Below are 18,340 nucleotides of genomic sequence, written 5' to 3'. Positions count from 1 at the left end.
CGACACACGGAGGGCGGGGTTTTCGCATGTCTGCGGCAGCGCGCCCTAGTGCTAGAGTATTCCGGGTGACCGATCAGAACCGCCCGCCGGAAACCGAGACCCGCGAGGAGAGCGCGTATTCCGTTGCGCCCAGCCGCGAGGGGGAGAAGAAGTCCACCCCGTGGTACATCGAGATCCCCTTGGTCATCGTGCTGACCTTGTTTTTCATCTTCCTCATCCAGACTTTTATCGGGCGCGTCTACGTCATCCCCTCGGCCTCCATGGAGCCGACGCTGCACGGCTACAACGGCTCGGGCGATCGCATCGCGGTGGAAAAGATCAGCTACTACTTCTCCGACCCGGAGCCGGGTGACGCCATCGTTTTCGAGGGCACCGATTCCTGGAACGCGCAGTACCAGTCCAACCGCTCCTCCAACCCGCTCATCGCGGGCCTGCAGCAGCTGGGCACGTGGGCGGGCCTCGTGCCGCCGGACGAGAATGATCTGGTCAAAAGGGTCATCGCCACCGGCGGGCAGACGGTGTCGTGCCAGGAGGGTGATCCGGCGGTGATGGTCGACGGCGAGCCGATCGACCAGTCCTACACCCTGCAGCCGAACTTCTACCCGGTGAACCCCGAGACCGGCTCCGAGGCCTGCGGCGGCGACTACTTCGGCCCCGTCACCGTCCCCGAGGGCACCTACTTCATGATGGGTGACAACCGCACCAATTCCCTCGACTCGCGCTACCACATCGGTGACGAGTACCAGGGGGCAATCCCGGAGGAAAACATCCGCGGCAAGGTCGCTGCGATCGTCTTCCCCCTCGACCGCATCGGCGGGGTCGATGACCCGGACATCCAGGGTGCGGGCGCCGAGAACTAAGTGCGCGCGTTCGAGGCAGCTCTCAACCGGGCGGGGCTCGGCCCCGTCGCGGGGGTCGACGAGGCCGGGCGCGGCGCCTGCTTTGGGCCGGTCACCGTCGCCGCCTGCGTGCTTCCCCCGCGCCCGCTCCCGGAGCTTTCGGGGCTGATGGACTCCAAAAAGCTGAGCGCGCGGCGGCGCGGGGAGCTCTACCAGGCGATCACCGCCACCGCGCTGGCTTTCTCGGTGGTGCACGTCCCGGCTGCCGTCATCGACCACCGGGGGATTCAGGCGGCGAACCTCGATGGCGCCCGGCGGGCCGTCGCCACGCTGTCGCGCGCCCCCGGCTACGTCCTCGTCGACGCCTTCCGCATCCCCGGCCTGCCACTACCGCAGCTGCCCATCATCGGCGGGGACGGCTCGGCGTTGAGCATCGCGGCGGCGAGCGTGCTGGCCAAGGTGAGCCGCGACAGGCTGATCACCCACATGGCCGGCGCCTACCCGGGCTACGGCCTGGAACGGCACAAGGGCTACGGCACTGCCGCCCACATGGACGCGGTGCGCCGCCACGGGGCGAGCGCGGAACACCGATATAGTTATGCCAACGTCCGTGCCGCCCACGAGCTATACGAGAGGTCACTATGAGCGCTGAAGATCTGGACAACTACGAGGCCGAGGTTGAGCTGTCGCTGTACCGCGAGTACCGCGATGTCGTCAGCCAGTTCTCCTACGTTGTCGAGACCGACCGGCGCTTCTACCTCGCCAACGCGGTGGAACTCATCCCGCACACCGAGGGCAAGGACGTCTACTACGAGGTCCGCATGTCCGACTGCTGGGTGTGGGACATGTACCGCGCCGTCCGCTTCGTGCGCTACGTCCGCGTCATTACCTACAAGGACGTCAACATCGAGGAGCTGGACAAGCCCGACCTGACCTTCCCCGAGCGCTAGCTCAAGGCCCCAGGGAACCGAAGCGCCGCGGAGCGCGTCCAATAAAAGGACAGCGCTTTTCACTTTTTTGGGGGGATATTCCATGGCGCAATCGGTTCACGCCGACAACGACTACCTCGCCGTCGCGGGCGAAGGCTTCGCCTGCGGGGTCTACGAGCGGGAGGGCTACGAGCTCATCGACGCCCGGGTGCGCACCGCCGCAGGCGAGCTCGACCTCATCATGCGCGCGCCCGACGGGACCGTCGTGTTCGTGGAGGTGAAAACACGCAGCGGCCGGGCCTTCGGCGCCGCGGAAGCCGTCACGGCCAAAAAACTCCGGACGATGCGCCGGTGCGCCGCGCAGTGGCTGGAGGACAAGCCCTGGGCGCAGGTGCGTTTCGACGTCGCCGAGGTGCTGTTTACGGACGAGGCCGCCAGCATCCAGATCTTCGAGGACGTGGACCGTGGCGCTTGCTAGCACGTACTCCGCCACCCTCGACGGCGTTAGCGCCCACCTCGTGACCGTCGAGGCCAACATCGGCCCCGGCCTTCCCGGCACGTACATGGTCGGCCTCGGTGACACCGCCGTGCGGGAATCGCGCGACCGCATCCGCACCGCGGTGGCCAACTCGCAGCTGCCCTGGCCGCGCACCAAGATCATGGTTTCGCTCTCGCCGGCGAACTTGCCGAAGTCCGGCTCGCACTTCGACCTGCCCGTCGCCCTAGCGGTCATGGCGGCCCTCGACCCACGGGCCGCGCGCCGCCTGGGCAGCGCGCTTATCCTCGGCGAACTCGGGCTCGGTGGCAGGCTGCGCCGCGTCGAGGGTGCGCTGCCCATGCTGAAGGCCGCGCCGGAGACGGCGAAATGGGTGATCGTTCCCGATTCCAACGCCGCCGAGGCGGCCCTCATCGGCGACAGCAGGATCCGCGTCGCCCGCACACTCAGCGAGGTCTGGGAGTGGCTCCTCGGTACCACGGAGCTGCCCCGCCCCGCGCCTTCGCCTATCGACGCCCCACCTCCCGCCCCGGACTTTCGCGACATCGCGGGCCAAACCGCCGAACGCTACGCCCTGGAAGTCGCCGCCGCGGGCGGCCACCACGTGATGATGCTCGGCCCGCCCGGGACCGGAAAGTCGATGCTGGCGGAGCGCCTGCCGTCGATCCTGCCGCCCTTGAGCCCGGAGGAGGTGATCGAAGCGACCGCCATCCACTCCGTTGTGGCCGCCCCGCATCGCGGGGTGATCGCCCGCCGTCCGTTCGTCGCGCCCCACCCCTCGCTCAGCCAGGCAGCCCTCATCGGGGGCGGCTCGGGGATCCCGCGCCCCGGCGCCGTCAGCCAGGCACACTGCGGGGTGCTCTTCCTCGACGAGGCCTCGGAGATCTCGCCCGCCGTGCTCGACGCACTGCGTATCCCGCTGGAAACCGGCCTCGTGCAGCTTAGCCGCGCGCGCCGGGAGGTGACCTACCCGGCGGATTTCCAGCTGATCCTCGCCGCCAACACGTGCAAGTGCGGGGCGCCCGCCCCCGCGCAGTGCATCTGCCGCGCCCACGAGCGAACCTCGCACCTGCGCAACATCTCCGGGCCGCTGCGCGACCGGATCGACATCTCCCTGCGCCTTAGCCCCGACAACGCCGTGCTCAATCCCGCCGGGGCCGAGCCTTCCGCCCCGATCGCCGAGCGGGTGGCCCAGGCGAGGGATAGAGCGCGGCACCGGTGGGCCAAAGCAGGTCAGCCTGCCCACCTCAACGCCCGGATCGACCCGACCCTCGTGCGCCGGCACTACCCGGCGACAGACGACGCGATGGCGCTCGTCGGCGCCTACCTCGCCGAGGGCACTCTCACCCAGCGCGGCGTCGACCGCGTCCTCCGCGTGAGCTGGACGCTCGCCGACCTCGCCGCCGCGGTACGCCCCGACCTTGATCACGTGGCCCGCGCCATCGACCTGCGCCAGACCCGCGCCGAGGGGGTGTTCGTATGAGCAGCCGCGAATCGTGGGCGTACCTCAGCCGCGTCGTCGAAGGCCCGAGCCACGCCCTGCAGGAGCTCTTGCGCGCTGGGCGAGACGCCGACGAAATCGCGGCGGGGGTGCGCGCCCGGGCCAGCTGGCTCGGCCACCTCGCCGCTGAGACGGAGTCGCGGTACAGCTGGGACCGGCCCGCGCTCGACCTCGAGGAGGCGCAGATGAGCGGCTTCCAGCTGCTGACACCCGAGGACACGGGGTGGCCTGCGCCGCAGATCACCGAAGCCTTCCACCACGGCGTGGCAGCGAGCGTGGCCAACCAGGAGCAGTTCCGGGAGCGGGGAGTGGCCCCGCACGCCCTCTGGGTGCGGGGACGGGCTGACCTCAAAGCGCTCTTGGCGCGCTCGCTGTCGCTCGTAGGCACGCGCGCCTCCACCGCCTACGGCCATCACGTGACGGCGGACCTGGTCAAGGGGCTCGCGCCGCACCAGTACGCGGTCGTCTCGGGCGGGGCGATGGGCATTGACACGGTCGCCCACGAGACGGCTCTGGCGCACGGGGCTCCCACCGTGGCGGTCGCGGCCTGCGGGCCGGGCGTGACGTACCCGCGGCGAAACGCCGGACTCTTCGACGAGATCGCCTCGAGCGGCGGCGCGGTGGTCACGGAGTACCCGCCGGGGGTGGCACCGGAGCGCCACCGCTTCCTCACCCGCAACCGGCTTGTCGCGGCGCTGACGCAGGGCACCGTCATCGTCGAGGCGGCGTTTCGCTCCGGGGCCCTGAACACGTTGAGCTGGGCCAATTACTACGGCCGGCGCGCCATGGCGGTGCCCGGCCCCATCCTCGGGCCGGGGTCGCTGGGGACGAATCTGGCCATCCGGGACGGCAAGGCGGCCATGGTGCTGAGCGCCGAGGACGCCCACGAAATGCTGAGCAGGCTCGGCGAGGTCGACGCCGACGGGCAGCGGGAGCTGCAGTTTCCGGCCGGGCCGGTGCAGGCGCTATCGCGCAACGAGCTGCGGGTCTACGACGCACTGCCGGCTTCCCGGACAGCGGCGGTTCAGGCCGAGCACATCGCCCGCGAGGCCGGGCTGACCGTGGCGCTGAGCGTGCACCTTCTCGTGGAACTCAGCCGCCGAGGCTTGGTCGTCAGGGAGGGATCCGCCTGGCGGAGGGCTGGAGGGCGATAGAGGGGGAAGAGTAAGCTACTGGGGCATGAGTGACGCTCGCGCCGGCAACCAACTCGCCGAGGCCGTGGAGGATTTCGCAGAGTACGCCCGCCTCGTGCTCTGCCGCAGTGAAGCGACGGTGCGCGCCTACCGCGGCGACCTGGCCACCCTGTCCGGCCACGTTGACGGCTTCGCCGGGTTCACCTTGCCCGCGCTGCGCGCCTGGCTCGCGGACGCCGTGGAGCGCGGCCTCGCTCGTTCGACGATGGCCCGGCGCACCGCCGCGGTCCGCGCCTTCAGTACCTGGGCGTACAAGCAGGGCCACCTGGAATCCGACGTGGCTGCCCGCCTCGCGGCGCCGAAGATCACCCGTCCTCTGCCCAAGGTGCTCAGCCCCGAGCGGGCCGGAGAGCTCGTCGAGGCGGACCCGGGAGACGACGGACACCCCGCCCACAACCTGCGCGACCGTGCCATCTTGGAGCTGCTTTACGCCACCGGCATCCGCGTCTCCGAACTCACCGGGCTCGACCTCGGCGACGTCGACCACGCCCGCCGCACCGTACGCGTCACGGGAAAGGGCAGTAAGCAGCGCGTTGTGCCCTACGGCGAGCAGGCACATGAATCGCTCGAGGCCTGGCTCGACCGTGGGCGACCCGCTCTCGCCGGCCCGGCGCAGCGAGCGCTCTTCGTCGGCGCGCGCGGCGGACGCATAGACCCCCGCCAGGTGCGGCGGATCGTGGAAGCCGCCGCCGCCCGCGCTGGCGCGACGGACATCACGCCGCACTCGCTGCGCCACACCGCGGCGACCCACATGCTCGAGGGGGGAGCGGACCTGCGCGTGGTGCAGGAGCTGCTCGGCCACTCGAGCCTGACAACGACCCAGATTTACACCCACGTCAGTGCGCAGCGACTCAAGGCCGTCTACGACCGGGCGCACCCGCGGGCCTGAGCCGCGGCAGGAGTCGGGTCAGCGAAAAAACCGCGCCGCTGTGTTCCTCTCCGCCCCGGCGACAGGTTTCAGGCGGATCGTCGGCGCGGCGAGCAGAGTCAGCGGGTTGAGGTAGGTGTCGGGGCCGGTGAGCGCACCCCAGTGGAGCCCCTGGTGCGTGCCCGAGGCGGCGAGGGTGCCGATGGCATCCCCCTCGCCGACGGCGTCGCCGACGCGCACCCGGGCGTGGACGGGCTGGTAGGTGGTGCGGATGCCCTCCGGGTGTTCTATGGAGACCGTGGGGACGCCGACCACGATGCCGACGTAGGCGACGGTTCCGGCTCCGGCGGCCAGCACCGGCTGCCCGGGTTCGAGTGCGAGGTCCACGCCGCGGTGGCCCGGCAGCCAGTTTTTCTCCGGGATCTCCGCGCCGCGCAGCACTCGCGAGGCGGTGGGAGTGCCGCGCGAGGGGTCGACCCACGCGCCGGCGGCGGGCGCGGCGGTAATCAATACGGCGGTGAACAACGCGGCGGAAAACTTGAGGGCACACAGCGAGCGCATGAGACAGGGGTAGCACGGCGGGGCGCTGGGTGGGCGTCGTCAAGCAGTGCCCTGTGAAAAGTGCCGAGGTTTATCCACAATGGTGCAGCTCAATTGGTGTTTTGACGCAAAGGTGGGTAGTGTTGTTGCGGCAGTCTTTTTGGGCTGACTACGCGCGCCGGAAAATGCCAGCTCAGCAACGGTCCCACAGTACGAGGGTGCGGGGCGGGCACGGTGCCAGGGCGCGGGATAAAAACCCGCGCAGTACGCAATCAACCGAACTACTTTTCTCCGAAGGAGACCATTCCCATGGCAGTCGTTACCATGCGCGAACTCCTCGACGCGGGTGTGCACTTTGGCCACCAGACGCGTCGCTGGAACCCGAAGATGCGCCGCTTCATCTTCACGGACCGCAACGGCATCTACATCATTGACCTGCAGCAGACGCTGACCTACATCGACGAGGCCTTCGAGTTCGTGAAGGAGACCGTCGCTCACGGCGGCACCATCCTCTTCGTCGGCACCAAGAAGCAGGCGCAGGAGCCCATCCAGGAAGAGGCGGAGCGCGTCGGCATGCCGTACGTCACGCACCGCTGGCTCGGTGGCATGCTCACCAACTTCCAGACTGTCTCCAAGCGCATCGCACGTATGAAGGAACTCCAGGCGATGGACGCTGCCGAGGACGGCTACGCCGGCCGCGGCAAGAAGGAAGTCCTCATGCTCAACCGCGAGCGCGTCAAGCTGGAGCGTGTTCTCGGCGGCATCTCGGACATGTCCAAGACCCCGTCCGCGCTGTGGATCGTGGACACCAACAAGGAGCACATCGCCGTCTCCGAGGCGCAGAAGCTGCGCATCCCCGTCGTGGCCGTGCTTGACACCAACTGCGACCCGGACGTCGTCGACTTCCCGATCCCCGGCAACGACGACGCCATCCGCGCCGTCAAGCTGCTCACCCGCATCGTCGGCGAGGCCGTCGTGGCCGGCAAGCAGCAGCGCGAGGAGCGCCAACTCGCCGCCGCCCGCGACGCCGCAGGCGACACCGAGGAGAAGATCAGCGCGGACGCCCAGGCCGCGCAGGCGACCGCCGAGGCAGCCGCGGCCAACACCGAGGCCCCGCAGGCCGTCACCTCGGTCGAGCAGCCGCAGGACCAGCCCGCCCAGGGCGAGTAGGCCCTGAGATGGCCCGCCAGGCGCCAGCGCCCTGAACCACCCCGCGCCCTGCCACCGTCCGCCGTCAAGCCGGACGCGGGCAGGGCACGGGGTGACGTCGTCTCCGGCGGCGGCAGGTCGCCGGACATGCCTGGTGCCCAGATGTCGGCTACTCTGTAAAACCGATCATTAGCCTGAGGTCCGCTCCGCGGCTCCCCGCTTCGGCGCGGGGTCCGCGGAGCGGATCCGATAAACGTTTTGAGAAACGAGGAGGATCGCCCCACTATGGCGAACTACACCGCTGCGGACGTCAAGAAGCTCCGCGAGACCACCGGCTCCGGCATGCTCGACTGCAAGAAGGCCCTGGAAGAAACCGACGGTGACTTCGAGAAGGCCGTCGAGGTCCTGCGCATCAAGGGCGCGAAGGACGTGGGCAAGCGCGCCGAGCGCAACGCGCTCGAGGGGCTCGTGGCTGTGTCCGGCAACACGATTGTGGAGATCAACTCCGAGACCGACTTCGTGGCCAAGAACCAGGAGTTCAAGGACATCGCCGACGAGATCGCCACCGCCGCCGCGGCGGCGAAGGCCAACTCCCCGGAGGAGCTCGCCAACGCCGACGTCAACGGCGAGACCGCCCACGACGTCCTCGAGCGCCTCTCCGCCAAGATCGGCGAGAAGCTCGAGCTGCGCCGCGCGGCCACCGTCGAAGGTGAGAACCTGGCCAGCTACTTGCACCAGCGATCCGCCGACCTGCCGCCGGCCGTCGGCGTGCTCGTCGCCTACAGCGGCGATAACGCGGAGGCCGCGCACCAGGTCGCCCTGCAGATCGCCGCGATGAAGGCTCGCTTCCTGAACCAGGCGGACATCCCCGCCGAGGTCATCGAGAAGGAGCGCGCGGTTCAGGAGGAGATCACCCGCAACGAGGGCAAGCCCGAGGCCGCCATCGACAAGATCGTCGAGGGCCGCATGGGTGCCTTCTTCAAGGACGTCGTGCTGCTTGACCAGCCGTCCCTGGCGGACTCCAAGAAGACCGTCAAGCAGTTCGCGGAAGAGAACGGCATCGAGGTCACCGACTTCGTCCGTTTCGAGGTCGGCCAGGCCTAGCGCCCCGCCGCACCTTTTGCCAGCCCCGCCCTCGTGGCGGGGCTTTTGCGCGCCGCAACCGGCCCATCAGGGGGTGGCGTCGGGAGCGCCGACTATGATCGTCGATGGCAGATTTCAGGGCAACCGACCATGTTAAGGAGCCACCCAGGTGACTGAAGCACCCCACGAAGGCAGCGGATACAAGCGAGTGATGCTCAAGCTCGGAGGCGAGATGTTCGGCGCAGGCAAGGTCGGCATCGACCCCGACGTCGTCGAAAGCGTCGCCGCGCAGATCGCCGAGGTGGCCCGGGGCGGCACCGAGGTCGCCGTCGTGATCGGCGGGGGCAACTTCTTCCGCGGGGCCCAGCTGCAGCAGCGCGGTATGGACCGAGCCCGCTCCGACTACATGGGCATGCTCGGCACGGTGATGAACTGCCTGGCCCTGCAGGACTTCCTCCAGCAAGAGGGTGTGGACTGCCGCGTGCAGACGGCCATCAACATGGCCCAAATCGCGGAGCCCTACCTGCCGCTTCGGGCGGCCCGCCACTTGGAGAAGGGGCGCGTGGTCATCTTCGGCGCGGGCATGGGCATGCCGTACTTTTCCACTGACACCACCGCGGCGCAGCGCGCGCTCGAGATCGGCTGCGAGGTCCTGCTCATGGCCAAGGGCGTCGACGGGGTCTACGACGACGATCCGCGCGTGAACCCGGAGGCCAAGCTCTACACCGAGGTCTCCCCGCGCGAGGTGCTGGAAAAGGGGCTGAAGGTCGCGGACGCCACCGCCTTCTCCCTCTGCATGGACAACAAAATGCCGATCCTCGTTTTCAACCTGCTCAAGGAGGGCAACATCGCCCGGGCCGTGGCAGGGGAGCGCATCGGCACCCTCGTGAGCTAAGCCGGCAGCGCGGCTCGGTGCTGCGCTTTTGGTAGATTGTGACCAGTTGTGCGGGGACGCGCCCCGCCGAACGAACAACGAAGGATCATCATGATTGACGACGTACTTCTCGACGCCGAAGAGCGCATGACCAGCTCCGTCGAGCACACCCGCGACGAGCTCGCGATCATCCGCACGGGCCGCGCGAACCCCGCCATGTTCAACGGCGTGACGGCAGAGTTCTACGGTGCGCCGACCCCGATCAACCAGATGGCCACCATTTCGGTCCCGGAGCCGCGCATGCTGCTGGTCAAGCCGTACGACATGTCGACGCTCAAGGAGATCGAGAACGCGATCCGCAACTCGGACCTCGGTGTGAACCCGACCGACGACGGTCAGGTGATCCGCGTGACCATCCCGCAGCTGACCGAGGAGCGCCGCCGCGATCTGGTCAAGCAGGCGAGGCAGAAGGGCGAGGAAGGCAAGATCGCCATCCGCAACATCCGCCGCCAGGGCATGGAGGCGCTGAAGAAGATCCAGAAGGACGGCGACGCCGGCGAGGACGAGGTGGTCACCGCGGAAAAGACCCTGGACAAGACCACGGGCCAGTACGTCGCGCAGATTGACGAGATTGTCTCCCGCAAAGAAGCGGAGCTGATGGAGGTCTAGCGCCTCTGAGAAAGCCAGGTTACGTGTCTGACTCCGGAGAGGTACAACGCCAGCGCAGGTCGCGCCTGGTGTTTCGTGCTCCACGGCCAAAGAATAAGGCGGGGCGCAACCTGCCCGTCGCCATCGCGACGGGCGTCGGCCTCGGCGCCCTCGTCATCCTCGCCGCCTTAATCGGGCCGGTGGCCTGGTATCCCCTGGTTGCCTTGGCGGTGGGCCTTGCCATGTGGGAGGTGCTCTCCCGGCTGCGCGAGGCGGGCTACTACCAGCCCCGCACCTTCCTCATCGTGCTGGGTCAGGCCATGCTGTGGGTCTCGGCCCCGTTCGGCGTCGAGGGCCTCGTCTCCGGGTTCGCGCTCAGCGTCCTGTTTCTCATGTTTTACCGGCTGTTCCACAACGGCCGCCACGAGAAGCCGGAGAACTACCTGCGCGATACCGCCGTGGGCATTTTCGTGCTGGCGTGGATCCCTTTGTTCGGTTCCTTCGCCGCGCTGATTTCGCTCGTCGAAGACGGCGGCCCGTCGGGCACCCTGTTCATTTTTACCTTCATGATCGGCGTGGTGGCCTCCGACGTGGGCGGTTACTGTGCCGGCGTGATGTTCGGCTCCCACTCGATGGCGCCCGCCGTCAGCCCGAACAAGAGCTGGGAGGGCTTTGCCGGGTCGATTGTCTTCGGTGTGACGGCGGGCATCCTCGTCGTCACGCTGCTGCTTGACAACCCCTGGTGGGTGGGAGTGCTGCTCGGTGTCGCGCTGGTGATCTGCGCGACGATGGGCGACCTGGTGGAAAGCCAGTTCAAGCGCGAGCTGGGGATCAAGGACATGTCGCGCGTCCTGCCGGGGCACGGGGGGATCATGGACCGCCTCGACGGCATGCTGCCGGCCGCGGCGGCGACGTGGCTGGTGCTCACGCTCCTGGCCGAGCTGTAGGCGGCGGGGCCGGGATTCGTCAAAACCCCGGCCGCGTGCAAAAATGGGGGGCGTTATGAGCGATTTTCCCAAAATCCAGCTGCTGACCCCGAAGCGCGGCATGCCGCCCAAGCACTTCGCCGACCTGAGCGCCGAGGAGCGCATCGCGGCGCTCGGCGAGCTAGGTCTGCCGAAGTTCCGCGCCAACCAAATCGCGCGCCACTACTACGGCAAGTTCGAGGCCGACCCGCTGACCATGACGGACCTGCCGGAGGCGCAGCGCCAGGCGGTGAAGGACTCGCTCTTTCCCACGCTGCTCAAGCGGGTGCGCGCGGTAGAGACCGATAACGGCGATACCACGAAGACGCTGTGGAAGCTTCACGACGGAATCCTCCTCGAGTCCGTGCTCATGCGCTACCCCGGCCGCGCGACGTTGTGCATCTCCTCGCAGGCAGGCTGCGGCATGGCGTGCCCCTTCTGCGCGACCGGGCAGGGCGGGCTGGACCGCAACCTGTCCACCGCGGAGATCGTGGACCAGGTCCGTGAAGCAGCGGCGACAATGCGCGCCGAGGGCTCGCGCCTCAGCAACGTCGTGTTTATGGGCATGGGCGAGCCGCTGGCGAACTACAGGCGCGTCGTCTCCGCCGTCCGCCAGATCACCAGCCCGGCCCCAGAGGGCTTCGGCATCTCCCAGCGCAACGTCACCGTGTCCACCGTCGGGCTTGCGCCGCAGATTCGCATGCTGGCCGAGGAAGACCTCTCCTGCACCCTCGCCGTCTCTCTGCACACCCCCGACGACGAGCTCCGCGACGAGCTCGTTCCCATGAATAACCGCTTCGCCGTGGAAGACGTCCTCGACGCGGCGCGCTACTACGCGGACCGGACCGGCCGCCGCGTCTCCATCGAATACGCGCTCATCCGCGACATCAATGACCAGGATTTCCGCGCAGACATGCTGGGCAAGAAGCTTCACGACGCCCTCGGGCCCCTCGTCCACGTCAACCTGATCCCCCTGAACCCCACCCCGGGGTCAAAGTGGGACGCCTCCCCGAAGCAGCGCCAGGACGAGTTCGTCCGCCGCGTGATCGCGCAGGGCGTGACCTGCACCGTGCGCGACACCAAGGGGCAGGAAATCGCGGCCGCCTGCGGGCAGCTGGCCGCCGACGAAAAGGCCGTCTGAACGGCCGTGTAGCAGCGTCTAGCTCTCGACCGCGTCCTGGCGGCGCAGGTGGGCGACGCGGGCCGGGTCGATGTTGTGGGCGCGCAGGTCGCGCTCGCCGAGCTCGGCGTAGGCACCGGAGAGCGTGTGCTGGTCGTAGGCCCAGTCGCGCTCGACGTGGCCGAGCGGCTTGTTGTGCGCGGTGACGGTGCGCACCTGGCTCAGCTGCGGGCGCACCGCGAACAGGATGAGGCCGAGGGCGATAAGCACAGTGAAGGCGACCAGCCAGATCGTCTCCACGTGGCCCTGGTGGTTGCCGAAGTTGTAGGCGATGAGGAACACCACGGAGATCCACCCGGCGATCTGGATGGCGGCGGGGGAGAACTCGCTCCAACCGAACTTCGCGGAGGGCACGTCCGCCTCGGAAACTCCGTTGTACACCTGCGGCTCTTTGTCGTGGGAGTGGTCGGCCACTGTTTTCTCCTTGCACGTCGGGGGTGGGTCGGGGGTTGTCGGCGGCGCCCGCGCTCGGCGGGTGGCCTCCGCACCTGCTAGCCATCTTCCCACATCCCCGGCGGCGGTGGTGAGTGGATACCCCCGAATGCCTCACGCTGTGCGTTGAGCGGTGCCGCGTCGGGCGGGCATGCCAGAATGGCGGGGTGAAAAAAGTTCTGCTCCTCGGCTCCACGGGCTCGATCGGCACCCAGGCGATCGAGGTCATTGATGATCACCGCGACGCCTTCGAGGTGGTCGGCATCGCTGCGGGTGGGCGCGACCCCGGGCTCGTCGTCAAGCAAGCTCGCAGCCTCGGGCTCGGGCCGGGCGCCGTCGCCGTGTCCGATCCGGCCGCGGCGCGCGAGGTCTCGGCGGCGCTCGGCGGCCAGGTGCTCGGCAGCCCAGAAGAACTGGTGCGCGCGCAGCCGGCGGAGACGGTGCTCAACGCGCTGGTGGGCTCGCTGGGGCTGGCGTCGACGCTGGCCGCGCTGGAGACGGGGGCGCACCTCGCGCTGGCGAACAAGGAGTCGCTGGTGGCCGGGGGCGATCTGGTCACGGCCGCGGCCGCCGAGGGGCAGATCATCCCCGTGGATTCCGAGCACTCCGCCATGGCGCAGTGCCTGCGCGCCGGAACTGCTAATGAGGTGGCCAGCTACGTGCTCACCGCCTCGGGCGGGCCGTTCCGGGGGCGCACGCGGGAGCAGATGTGGGACGTGACGCCGCAGCAGGCGGCGGCGCACCCCACCTGGTCGATGGGGCAGATGAACACGCTCAATTCCGCGACGCTGGTGAATAAGGGACTCGAGCTGATCGAGGCGACGCTGCTGTTCGGCGTCGATGCCTCCCGCATCGAGGTGACGGTGCACCCGCAGTCCATCGTGCACTCCATGGTCACCTTCATCGACGGGGCGACCATCGCCCAGGCCTCGCCGCCCTCGATGAACCTCCCCATCGCGCACGCCCTGGCGTGGCCGCGCCGCGTGCCGGGCGCGCAACCCGCCCTCGACTTCTCGGGCGCCGCCGAGTGGAGCTTCGAGCCCGTGGATGACGCCGCTTTCCCCGCCGTGCGCCTCGCCCGGGAGGCGGCCGCCGCGGGGGCGGGCGCTCCCGCCGTGTACAACGCCGCCAACGAGGAAGCGGCCGCCGCGTTTTTGGCGGGGCGGATCCGCTTCCCGCAGATCGTCGACGTGATCGCGGAGGTGCTGCAAGGCGCCGACACGTTCGCGGGCACGCCCGCCACGTACGCGGACGTCGTCGCGGTGGAGGACGAGGCACGCGCCCGGGCCCGGGCGCAGATCCGCTCGATCGAGAGCACCTAAAGGGGAGAGACGCGCTATGGCTTTCGCACTCGGCATCCTCGTCTTCGCCCTCGGCATCGCCGCCTCGATCGCCCTGCACGAGGCGGGGCACATGTTCACCGCGCGTGCCTTCGGCATGCGGGTGCGCCGCTACTTCATCGGCTTTGGGCCCCCGCTGTGGCAGACGACAAGAGGGCACACCACCTACGGCGTGGCGGCGCTGCCCTTCGGCGGGTTCTGCGACATCGCGGGGTTGACGTCCCAGGACCTGCTGACCGACGAGGAAAAGCCCCTGGCGATGTACCTGAAGCCGTGGTGGCAGCGCGTGGCCGTGATGAGCGGCGGTATTGCCATGAACGTGCTGCTCGGGCTCGTGATCACCTACCTGGTGGCGGTCTTCGCCGCCATCCCCAACCCCTACGCGGACCGCACCCCCACCGTCGGGGCGGTCAGCTGCACCGCGGACCAGACCGGCCCGGACACCCTCGCGGACTGCACGGGGCCCGGCCCGGCGGGGGAGGCTGGCGTGCGGCCGGGAGACAAGGTGCTCGCCGTCGACGGGGTGCAGATAGCCACCTTTGACGAGCTGCGCTCGCACGTCCTGGTGCGCCCCGCGGAAACCGTGACACTGACGGTTGAGCGCGGCGGCGCGGAACGCGACATCCCGATTGTCGTCGATGAGGTCGTGCGCATGAACGCGCAGACGGGCGAAAGCTTCCGGGCAGGCGCGATTGGCGTGGCGAGCCGGCCCGTGGAGAACCCGACGGCCTCGTTCGGCCCGGTGGAGGCCGTGCCCGCGACCTTCTCCCTGACCGGGCAGATGCTGCAGGGCACGGTCGAGGGGCTGATCGCCTTCCCCAGTAAGATCCCCGGCGTGGTGGCGTCGATCTTCGGCGCGGAGCGCGACGTCGCCGGCCCTGTGAGCGTAATCGGGGCGTCGCGGGCGGGCGGGGAGCTCGTCGAGCGCGACATGTGGGCGGTGTTCTGGATGCTGCTCGCCTCGCTGAACTTCTTCCTCGCCCTGTTCAACATCGTCCCGCTCCCGCCGCTGGACGGCGGGCACATCGCGGTGATCTTTTTCGAGACGTTCCGGGACGCGGTGCGGCGCCTGCGCGGCCTGCCCCCGGGCGGGCCGGTCAACTACGACAGGCTCATGCCGGTGACGTACGCGATAGCAGCGGCGCTGCTTGTCGTCGGCGTTTTCGTCATGGTGGCGGACGTGGTGAACCCGGTCAGAATATTTGGTTAGCGGTGCTAGGGTTGGGGTCTATGAATCAGCCTATTGCTTTGGGTATCCCCGACGGTCCGCCCCCGACTCTCGCGCCGCGCCGCAAGACGCGTCAGCTGATGGTGGGCGGTGTCGGTGTCGGCTCGGAGCACCCGATCACGGTTCAGTCGATGACGACGACGAAGACCCACGACATCAACGCGACCCTGCAGCAGATCGCGCAGCTGACCACCGCGGGCTGCGACATCGTGCGCGTCGCCTGCCCGAAGACGGTCGACGCCGAGGCTCTGCCGGCCATCGCCGCGAAGTCTCCGATCCCCGTGATCGCGGACATCCACTTCCAGCCGAAGTACATCTTTGCCGCGATCGACGCGGGCTGCGCGGCGGTGCGCGTCAACCCCGGCAACATCAAGGAGTTTGACGGGCGCGTCAAGGAGGTGGCCAAGGCCGCCGGGGATGCGGGTATTCCCATCCGCATCGGCGTCAACGGTGGTTCCCTGGACAAGCGCCTTTTGGAGAAGTACGGCAAGGCCACCCCGGAGGCCTTGGTGGAGTCCGCGGTCTACGAGGCGGGCCTGTTCGAGGAGCACGGCTTCGGCGATATTGCCATTTCCGTCAAGCACTCGGACCCGGTGCTCATGGTCGAGGCATACCGCCAGCTGGCGGAGGTCACGGACTACCCGCTGCACCTGGGCGTGACCGAGGCGGGCCCGAAGTTCATGGGCACCATCAAGTCCTCCGTCGCCTTCGGCGCCCTGCTTTCGCAGGGTATCGGCGACACCATTCGGGTGTCCCTGTCGGCGGACCCGGTGGAGGAGATCAAGGTGGGCGATCAGATCCTGCAGTCGCTCAACCTGCGCCCGCGCAAGCTCGAGATCGTCTCCTGCCCGTCGTGCGGGCGCGCCCAGGTGGACGTGTACAAGCTTGCGGAGGAGGTCACCGCAGGCCTGGACGGGATGGAGTTCCCGCTGCGCGTGGCCGTGATGGGCTGCGTGGTGAACGGCCCCGGCGAGGCGCGCGACGCCGATCTCGGCGTGGCCTCGGGAAACGGCAAGGGCCAGATCTTTGTCAAGGGCGAGGTCGTGGAGACGGTCCCGGAGTCGAAGATCGTCGAGACCCTCATCGCCCACGCTCAGCGCATTGCCGAGGAGGAGGGGCTCGAGGAGATCGCCGGGGCCAAGGCAGAAGTCAAGGTCACGCGCTAGACCGCGCGCCCGTAGCGGGGTGGCGGGCCCCACCGAGGGTCGGGCTTTGCTAATTTCGCGGCATGAATAAAACTCTGGTGGCCGCCGGGCTAGCCTGCTCGCTCGTGGTCGCGCTCAGCGCCTGCACGCCGAAGCCGCGGGACGCGGAGCCGGTCGCGGAGGATTTCCTCGCCGCGCTGACCTCGCAGGACTACGAGGCCATCGCATCGCTTGTCGACGACCCCGCCGCCGCGACCGGCACCATTCGCCGGACCTGGGAGGGGCTGCAGGCCGAGGGAGTGAGCGCCGAGGTCGCCGAGGTGCGCCAGCAGGACAACGTGGCCACCGTGCGCTACAGCCTCGACTGGGAGCTGCCGCGCGGGCGCGACTTTGCCTACGACGCCTCCATGACGCTGACCCAGAAGGGCGAGGAGTGGACGGTGCGCTGGCAACCCTCCGTGATGAACCCGAAGCTCGGGGCGAACCAGCACCTCGAGCTGCGCGCCAAGCCCGCGGACAAGGCCAGCGTGGTGTCCTCCGACGGGGTCGAGCTGCTGCGCCCAGGCGTGGCCTACCGCGTGCTCGTGGATACCGAGCTGGTGCGTAATGCAGGCGAGACGGCCCGGCGGGTCGTTGCCGCCCTCGACCGCGCGCGGGAGGTGGACCCTTCCGTTCCGAGCCGGGAGGCGGGCGACGTGGAGGGGCAGATCCGCGGGGCGTCGGGAAGCTACTCGCTCGCGGTCGTGCCCGCCGCTGCGGTGGATGCGTTCCGGCAGGCCTTGGGGGAGCTCGCCGGGGTGCGGCTCAACGAAGAGGCCGCCATGGTCAGCGCCGATCCGGGCTTCGCGCCCGACATCCTGGCCCGCGTCGGCGAACTGGTGCGCGGTGACCTCGAGGGTGCGCCCGGGTGGAGCGTGAGCGTGGTCAACGAGAACGGCGCCGCGCTGGAGAAACTGAGCGGGCAGGCGCCGGAGCCTGCGCCCGCCGTCCGGGTGAGCCTGGACCACGCGGTGCAGCGCGCGGCAGAGCAGGCGCTTGAGCCGGTCGCTGAGCAGCAGGCCATGATCGTGGCCATCCGGCCGTCGACAGGCGAGGTGCTCGCCGTCGCGCAGACCCCGGCGGCGGACCGGGAGGGCAACATCGCGACGATGGGGCAGTACCCGCCGGGCTCGACGTTCAAGATCATCACCGCCGCTGCGGGGGCGCAGCTGCAGGGGCTCACGCCCGAGAGCATTGTGCCGTGCCCCGGGACGATGGACATCTTTGGGCGTGTGGTGACCAACTACGGCGGTTTCAGCCTCGGCGACGTGCCCCTCGAAAGGGCCTTCGCCACCTCGTGCAATACCACGTTTGCCGACGTGTCGACGCGGCTGGAACCGGGGCAGCTGAAGGACGTCGGAAAGCAATTCGGCCTCGGGATTGACCTGGCTGTCCCGGGCCTGGAGACCGTCACCGGCTCGATCCCGGAAGGCGAGGAGCCGCTCGATCGCACCGAGGCGGGCTACGGGCAGGGCCACGACCTGGCCAGCCCCTTCGGCATGGCCCTTGTCGCCGCCACGGCTGCGCGCGGGACGATGCCGGTGCCGTACCTGATCGCTGGGGAGGAAACCACACTGAGCGAACCGGCGCCCGCGCCGGCCCCGCAAGCGGTGGAAGAGCTGCAGCGGATGATGGCAGCGGTCACCGCGCCCGGCGGCACCGCGGCCGGGATGAGCGCCGGCGGCGACATCCGCGGAAAGACCGGCGAGGCCGAGATCAACGACGGCTCCCACTCGTGGTTTACCGGCTACCGGGTTGACGACGACATCGCGTTCGCCACCCTCATCGTCCTCGGCGGCGGGTCCGAGGCGGCCGTGGCCGCGACCGACAGGATGCTGGTGAATCTGGACCAGGCGCGCAACCCGGGCTAAGGCCCGCCCACCAGCGGGGC

General features: G+C 69.0%; 19 protein-coding genes. 17 read left to right on the top strand and 2 right to left on the bottom strand.

Annotated features, from left to right (window positions below; translation table 11 throughout):
- Positions 1 to 26: 26 nt before the first annotated feature.
- From lepB to CAURIS_RS07105, 7 genes are all read left to right on the top strand, one after another.
- The gene (gene lepB, locus CAURIS_RS07135; RefSeq protein ID WP_435383992.1) at positions 27 to 860 is read left to right on the top strand and encodes a signal peptidase I; all 834 of its coding nucleotides are present in this window, start codon (positions 27 to 29) and stop codon (positions 858 to 860) included.
- Complete coding sequence (locus CAURIS_RS07130) at positions 861 to 1,484, top strand: ribonuclease HII (RefSeq protein ID WP_290341313.1); 624 nt, start codon at positions 861 to 863, stop codon at positions 1,482 to 1,484. It abuts the gene before it with no gap.
- Positions 1,481 to 1,789, top strand: a complete 309-nt coding sequence (locus tag CAURIS_RS07125) for a DUF2469 domain-containing protein (protein WP_165002563.1) — start codon at positions 1,481 to 1,483, stop codon at positions 1,787 to 1,789. The genes CAURIS_RS07130 and CAURIS_RS07125 overlap by 4 nt, the downstream gene beginning before the upstream one ends.
- 82 nt (positions 1,790 to 1,871) lie before the next feature.
- Positions 1,872 to 2,246 (top strand): YraN family protein, encoded by a 375-nt coding sequence (locus tag CAURIS_RS07120; RefSeq protein ID WP_290341309.1) that lies wholly within the window; start codon positions 1,872 to 1,874, stop codon positions 2,244 to 2,246.
- On the top strand, positions 2,233 to 3,747 hold the full coding sequence (locus CAURIS_RS07115; protein ID WP_290341308.1) for a YifB family Mg chelatase-like AAA ATPase: 1,515 nt from the start codon (positions 2,233 to 2,235) through the stop codon (positions 3,745 to 3,747). The genes CAURIS_RS07120 and CAURIS_RS07115 overlap by 14 nt, the downstream gene beginning before the upstream one ends.
- Positions 3,744 to 4,919, top strand: coding sequence for a DNA-processing protein DprA (locus CAURIS_RS07110; RefSeq protein WP_290341306.1), 1,176 nt, complete (start codon positions 3,744 to 3,746; stop codon positions 4,917 to 4,919). The genes CAURIS_RS07115 and CAURIS_RS07110 overlap by 4 nt, the downstream gene beginning before the upstream one ends.
- 25 nt (positions 4,920 to 4,944) lie before the next feature.
- Positions 4,945 to 5,847 (top strand): tyrosine recombinase XerC, encoded by a 903-nt coding sequence (locus CAURIS_RS07105; RefSeq protein ID WP_290341303.1) that lies wholly within the window; start codon positions 4,945 to 4,947, stop codon positions 5,845 to 5,847.
- Positions 5,848 to 5,865: 18 nt separating this feature from the next.
- On the opposite strand, the gene CAURIS_RS07100 is transcribed toward CAURIS_RS07105, so the two are convergent.
- The gene (locus CAURIS_RS07100) at positions 5,866 to 6,387 is read right to left on the bottom strand and encodes a M23 family metallopeptidase (RefSeq protein WP_290341301.1); all 522 of its coding nucleotides are present in this window, start codon (positions 6,385 to 6,387) and stop codon (positions 5,866 to 5,868) included.
- A gap of 288 nt (positions 6,388 to 6,675) precedes the next feature.
- Here CAURIS_RS07100 and rpsB point away from each other — a divergent pair, with 288 nt between their 5' ends.
- The 6 genes from rpsB (at position 6,676) to rlmN (ending at position 12,226) form a co-directional block, all read left to right on the top strand.
- The gene (gene rpsB / locus CAURIS_RS07095; RefSeq protein WP_290341299.1) at positions 6,676 to 7,536 is read left to right on the top strand and encodes a 30S ribosomal protein S2; all 861 of its coding nucleotides are present in this window, start codon (positions 6,676 to 6,678) and stop codon (positions 7,534 to 7,536) included.
- Positions 7,537 to 7,800: 264 nt separating this feature from the next.
- Positions 7,801 to 8,619, top strand: coding sequence for a translation elongation factor Ts (tsf, locus tag CAURIS_RS07090; protein WP_290341297.1), 819 nt, complete (start codon positions 7,801 to 7,803; stop codon positions 8,617 to 8,619).
- A 190-nt stretch (positions 8,620 to 8,809) separates the two neighbouring features.
- On the top strand, positions 8,810 to 9,493 hold the full coding sequence (pyrH, locus tag CAURIS_RS07085) for a UMP kinase (RefSeq protein ID WP_290343347.1): 684 nt from the start codon (positions 8,810 to 8,812) through the stop codon (positions 9,491 to 9,493).
- Positions 9,494 to 9,583: 90 nt separating this feature from the next.
- Positions 9,584 to 10,141, top strand: a complete 558-nt coding sequence (gene frr / locus CAURIS_RS07080) for a ribosome recycling factor (protein WP_290341295.1) — start codon at positions 9,584 to 9,586, stop codon at positions 10,139 to 10,141.
- A gap of 23 nt (positions 10,142 to 10,164) precedes the next feature.
- Positions 10,165 to 11,067, top strand: a complete 903-nt coding sequence (locus tag CAURIS_RS07075) for a phosphatidate cytidylyltransferase (RefSeq protein ID WP_290341294.1) — start codon at positions 10,165 to 10,167, stop codon at positions 11,065 to 11,067.
- Positions 11,068 to 11,122: 55 nt separating this feature from the next.
- On the top strand, positions 11,123 to 12,226 hold the full coding sequence (gene rlmN, locus CAURIS_RS07070) for a dual-specificity RNA methyltransferase RlmN (RefSeq protein ID WP_290341292.1): 1,104 nt from the start codon (positions 11,123 to 11,125) through the stop codon (positions 12,224 to 12,226).
- 18 nt (positions 12,227 to 12,244) lie between these two features.
- On the opposite strand, the gene CAURIS_RS07065 is transcribed toward rlmN, so the two are convergent.
- Positions 12,245 to 12,679 carry a DUF2631 domain-containing protein gene (locus CAURIS_RS07065; RefSeq protein ID WP_290341290.1) on the bottom strand — a complete coding sequence of 145 codons (435 nt, stop codon included), beginning with the start codon at positions 12,677 to 12,679 and terminating at the stop codon, positions 12,245 to 12,247.
- A gap of 185 nt (positions 12,680 to 12,864) precedes the next feature.
- Between CAURIS_RS07065 and dxr the strand changes: the two genes are divergently transcribed.
- The 4 genes from dxr to CAURIS_RS07045 all read left to right on the top strand — a co-directional run bounded on the left by dxr (position 12,865) and on the right by CAURIS_RS07045 (position 18,320).
- Positions 12,865 to 14,019, top strand: coding sequence for a 1-deoxy-D-xylulose-5-phosphate reductoisomerase (gene dxr, locus CAURIS_RS07060; RefSeq protein WP_290341288.1), 1,155 nt, complete (start codon positions 12,865 to 12,867; stop codon positions 14,017 to 14,019).
- A gap of 16 nt (positions 14,020 to 14,035) precedes the next feature.
- On the top strand, positions 14,036 to 15,247 hold the full coding sequence (locus CAURIS_RS07055) for a M50 family metallopeptidase (RefSeq protein ID WP_290341286.1): 1,212 nt from the start codon (positions 14,036 to 14,038) through the stop codon (positions 15,245 to 15,247).
- A 20-nt stretch (positions 15,248 to 15,267) separates the two neighbouring features.
- Positions 15,268 to 16,431, top strand: coding sequence for a flavodoxin-dependent (E)-4-hydroxy-3-methylbut-2-enyl-diphosphate synthase (gene ispG, locus CAURIS_RS07050; protein WP_290341284.1), 1,164 nt, complete (start codon positions 15,268 to 15,270; stop codon positions 16,429 to 16,431).
- A 62-nt stretch (positions 16,432 to 16,493) separates the two neighbouring features.
- Positions 16,494 to 18,320 carry a penicillin-binding transpeptidase domain-containing protein gene (locus CAURIS_RS07045; RefSeq protein WP_290341281.1) on the top strand — a complete coding sequence of 609 codons (1,827 nt, stop codon included), beginning with the start codon at positions 16,494 to 16,496 and terminating at the stop codon, positions 18,318 to 18,320.
- Positions 18,321 to 18,340 lie beyond the last annotated feature (20 nt).

Origin of the sequence: Corynebacterium auris (genome assembly GCF_030408575.1) — a bacterium.
Taxonomy (GTDB): Bacteria; Actinomycetota; Actinomycetes; order Mycobacteriales; family Mycobacteriaceae; genus Corynebacterium; species Corynebacterium auris.
This window is presented reverse-complemented; position numbering and strand designations above follow the sequence as displayed.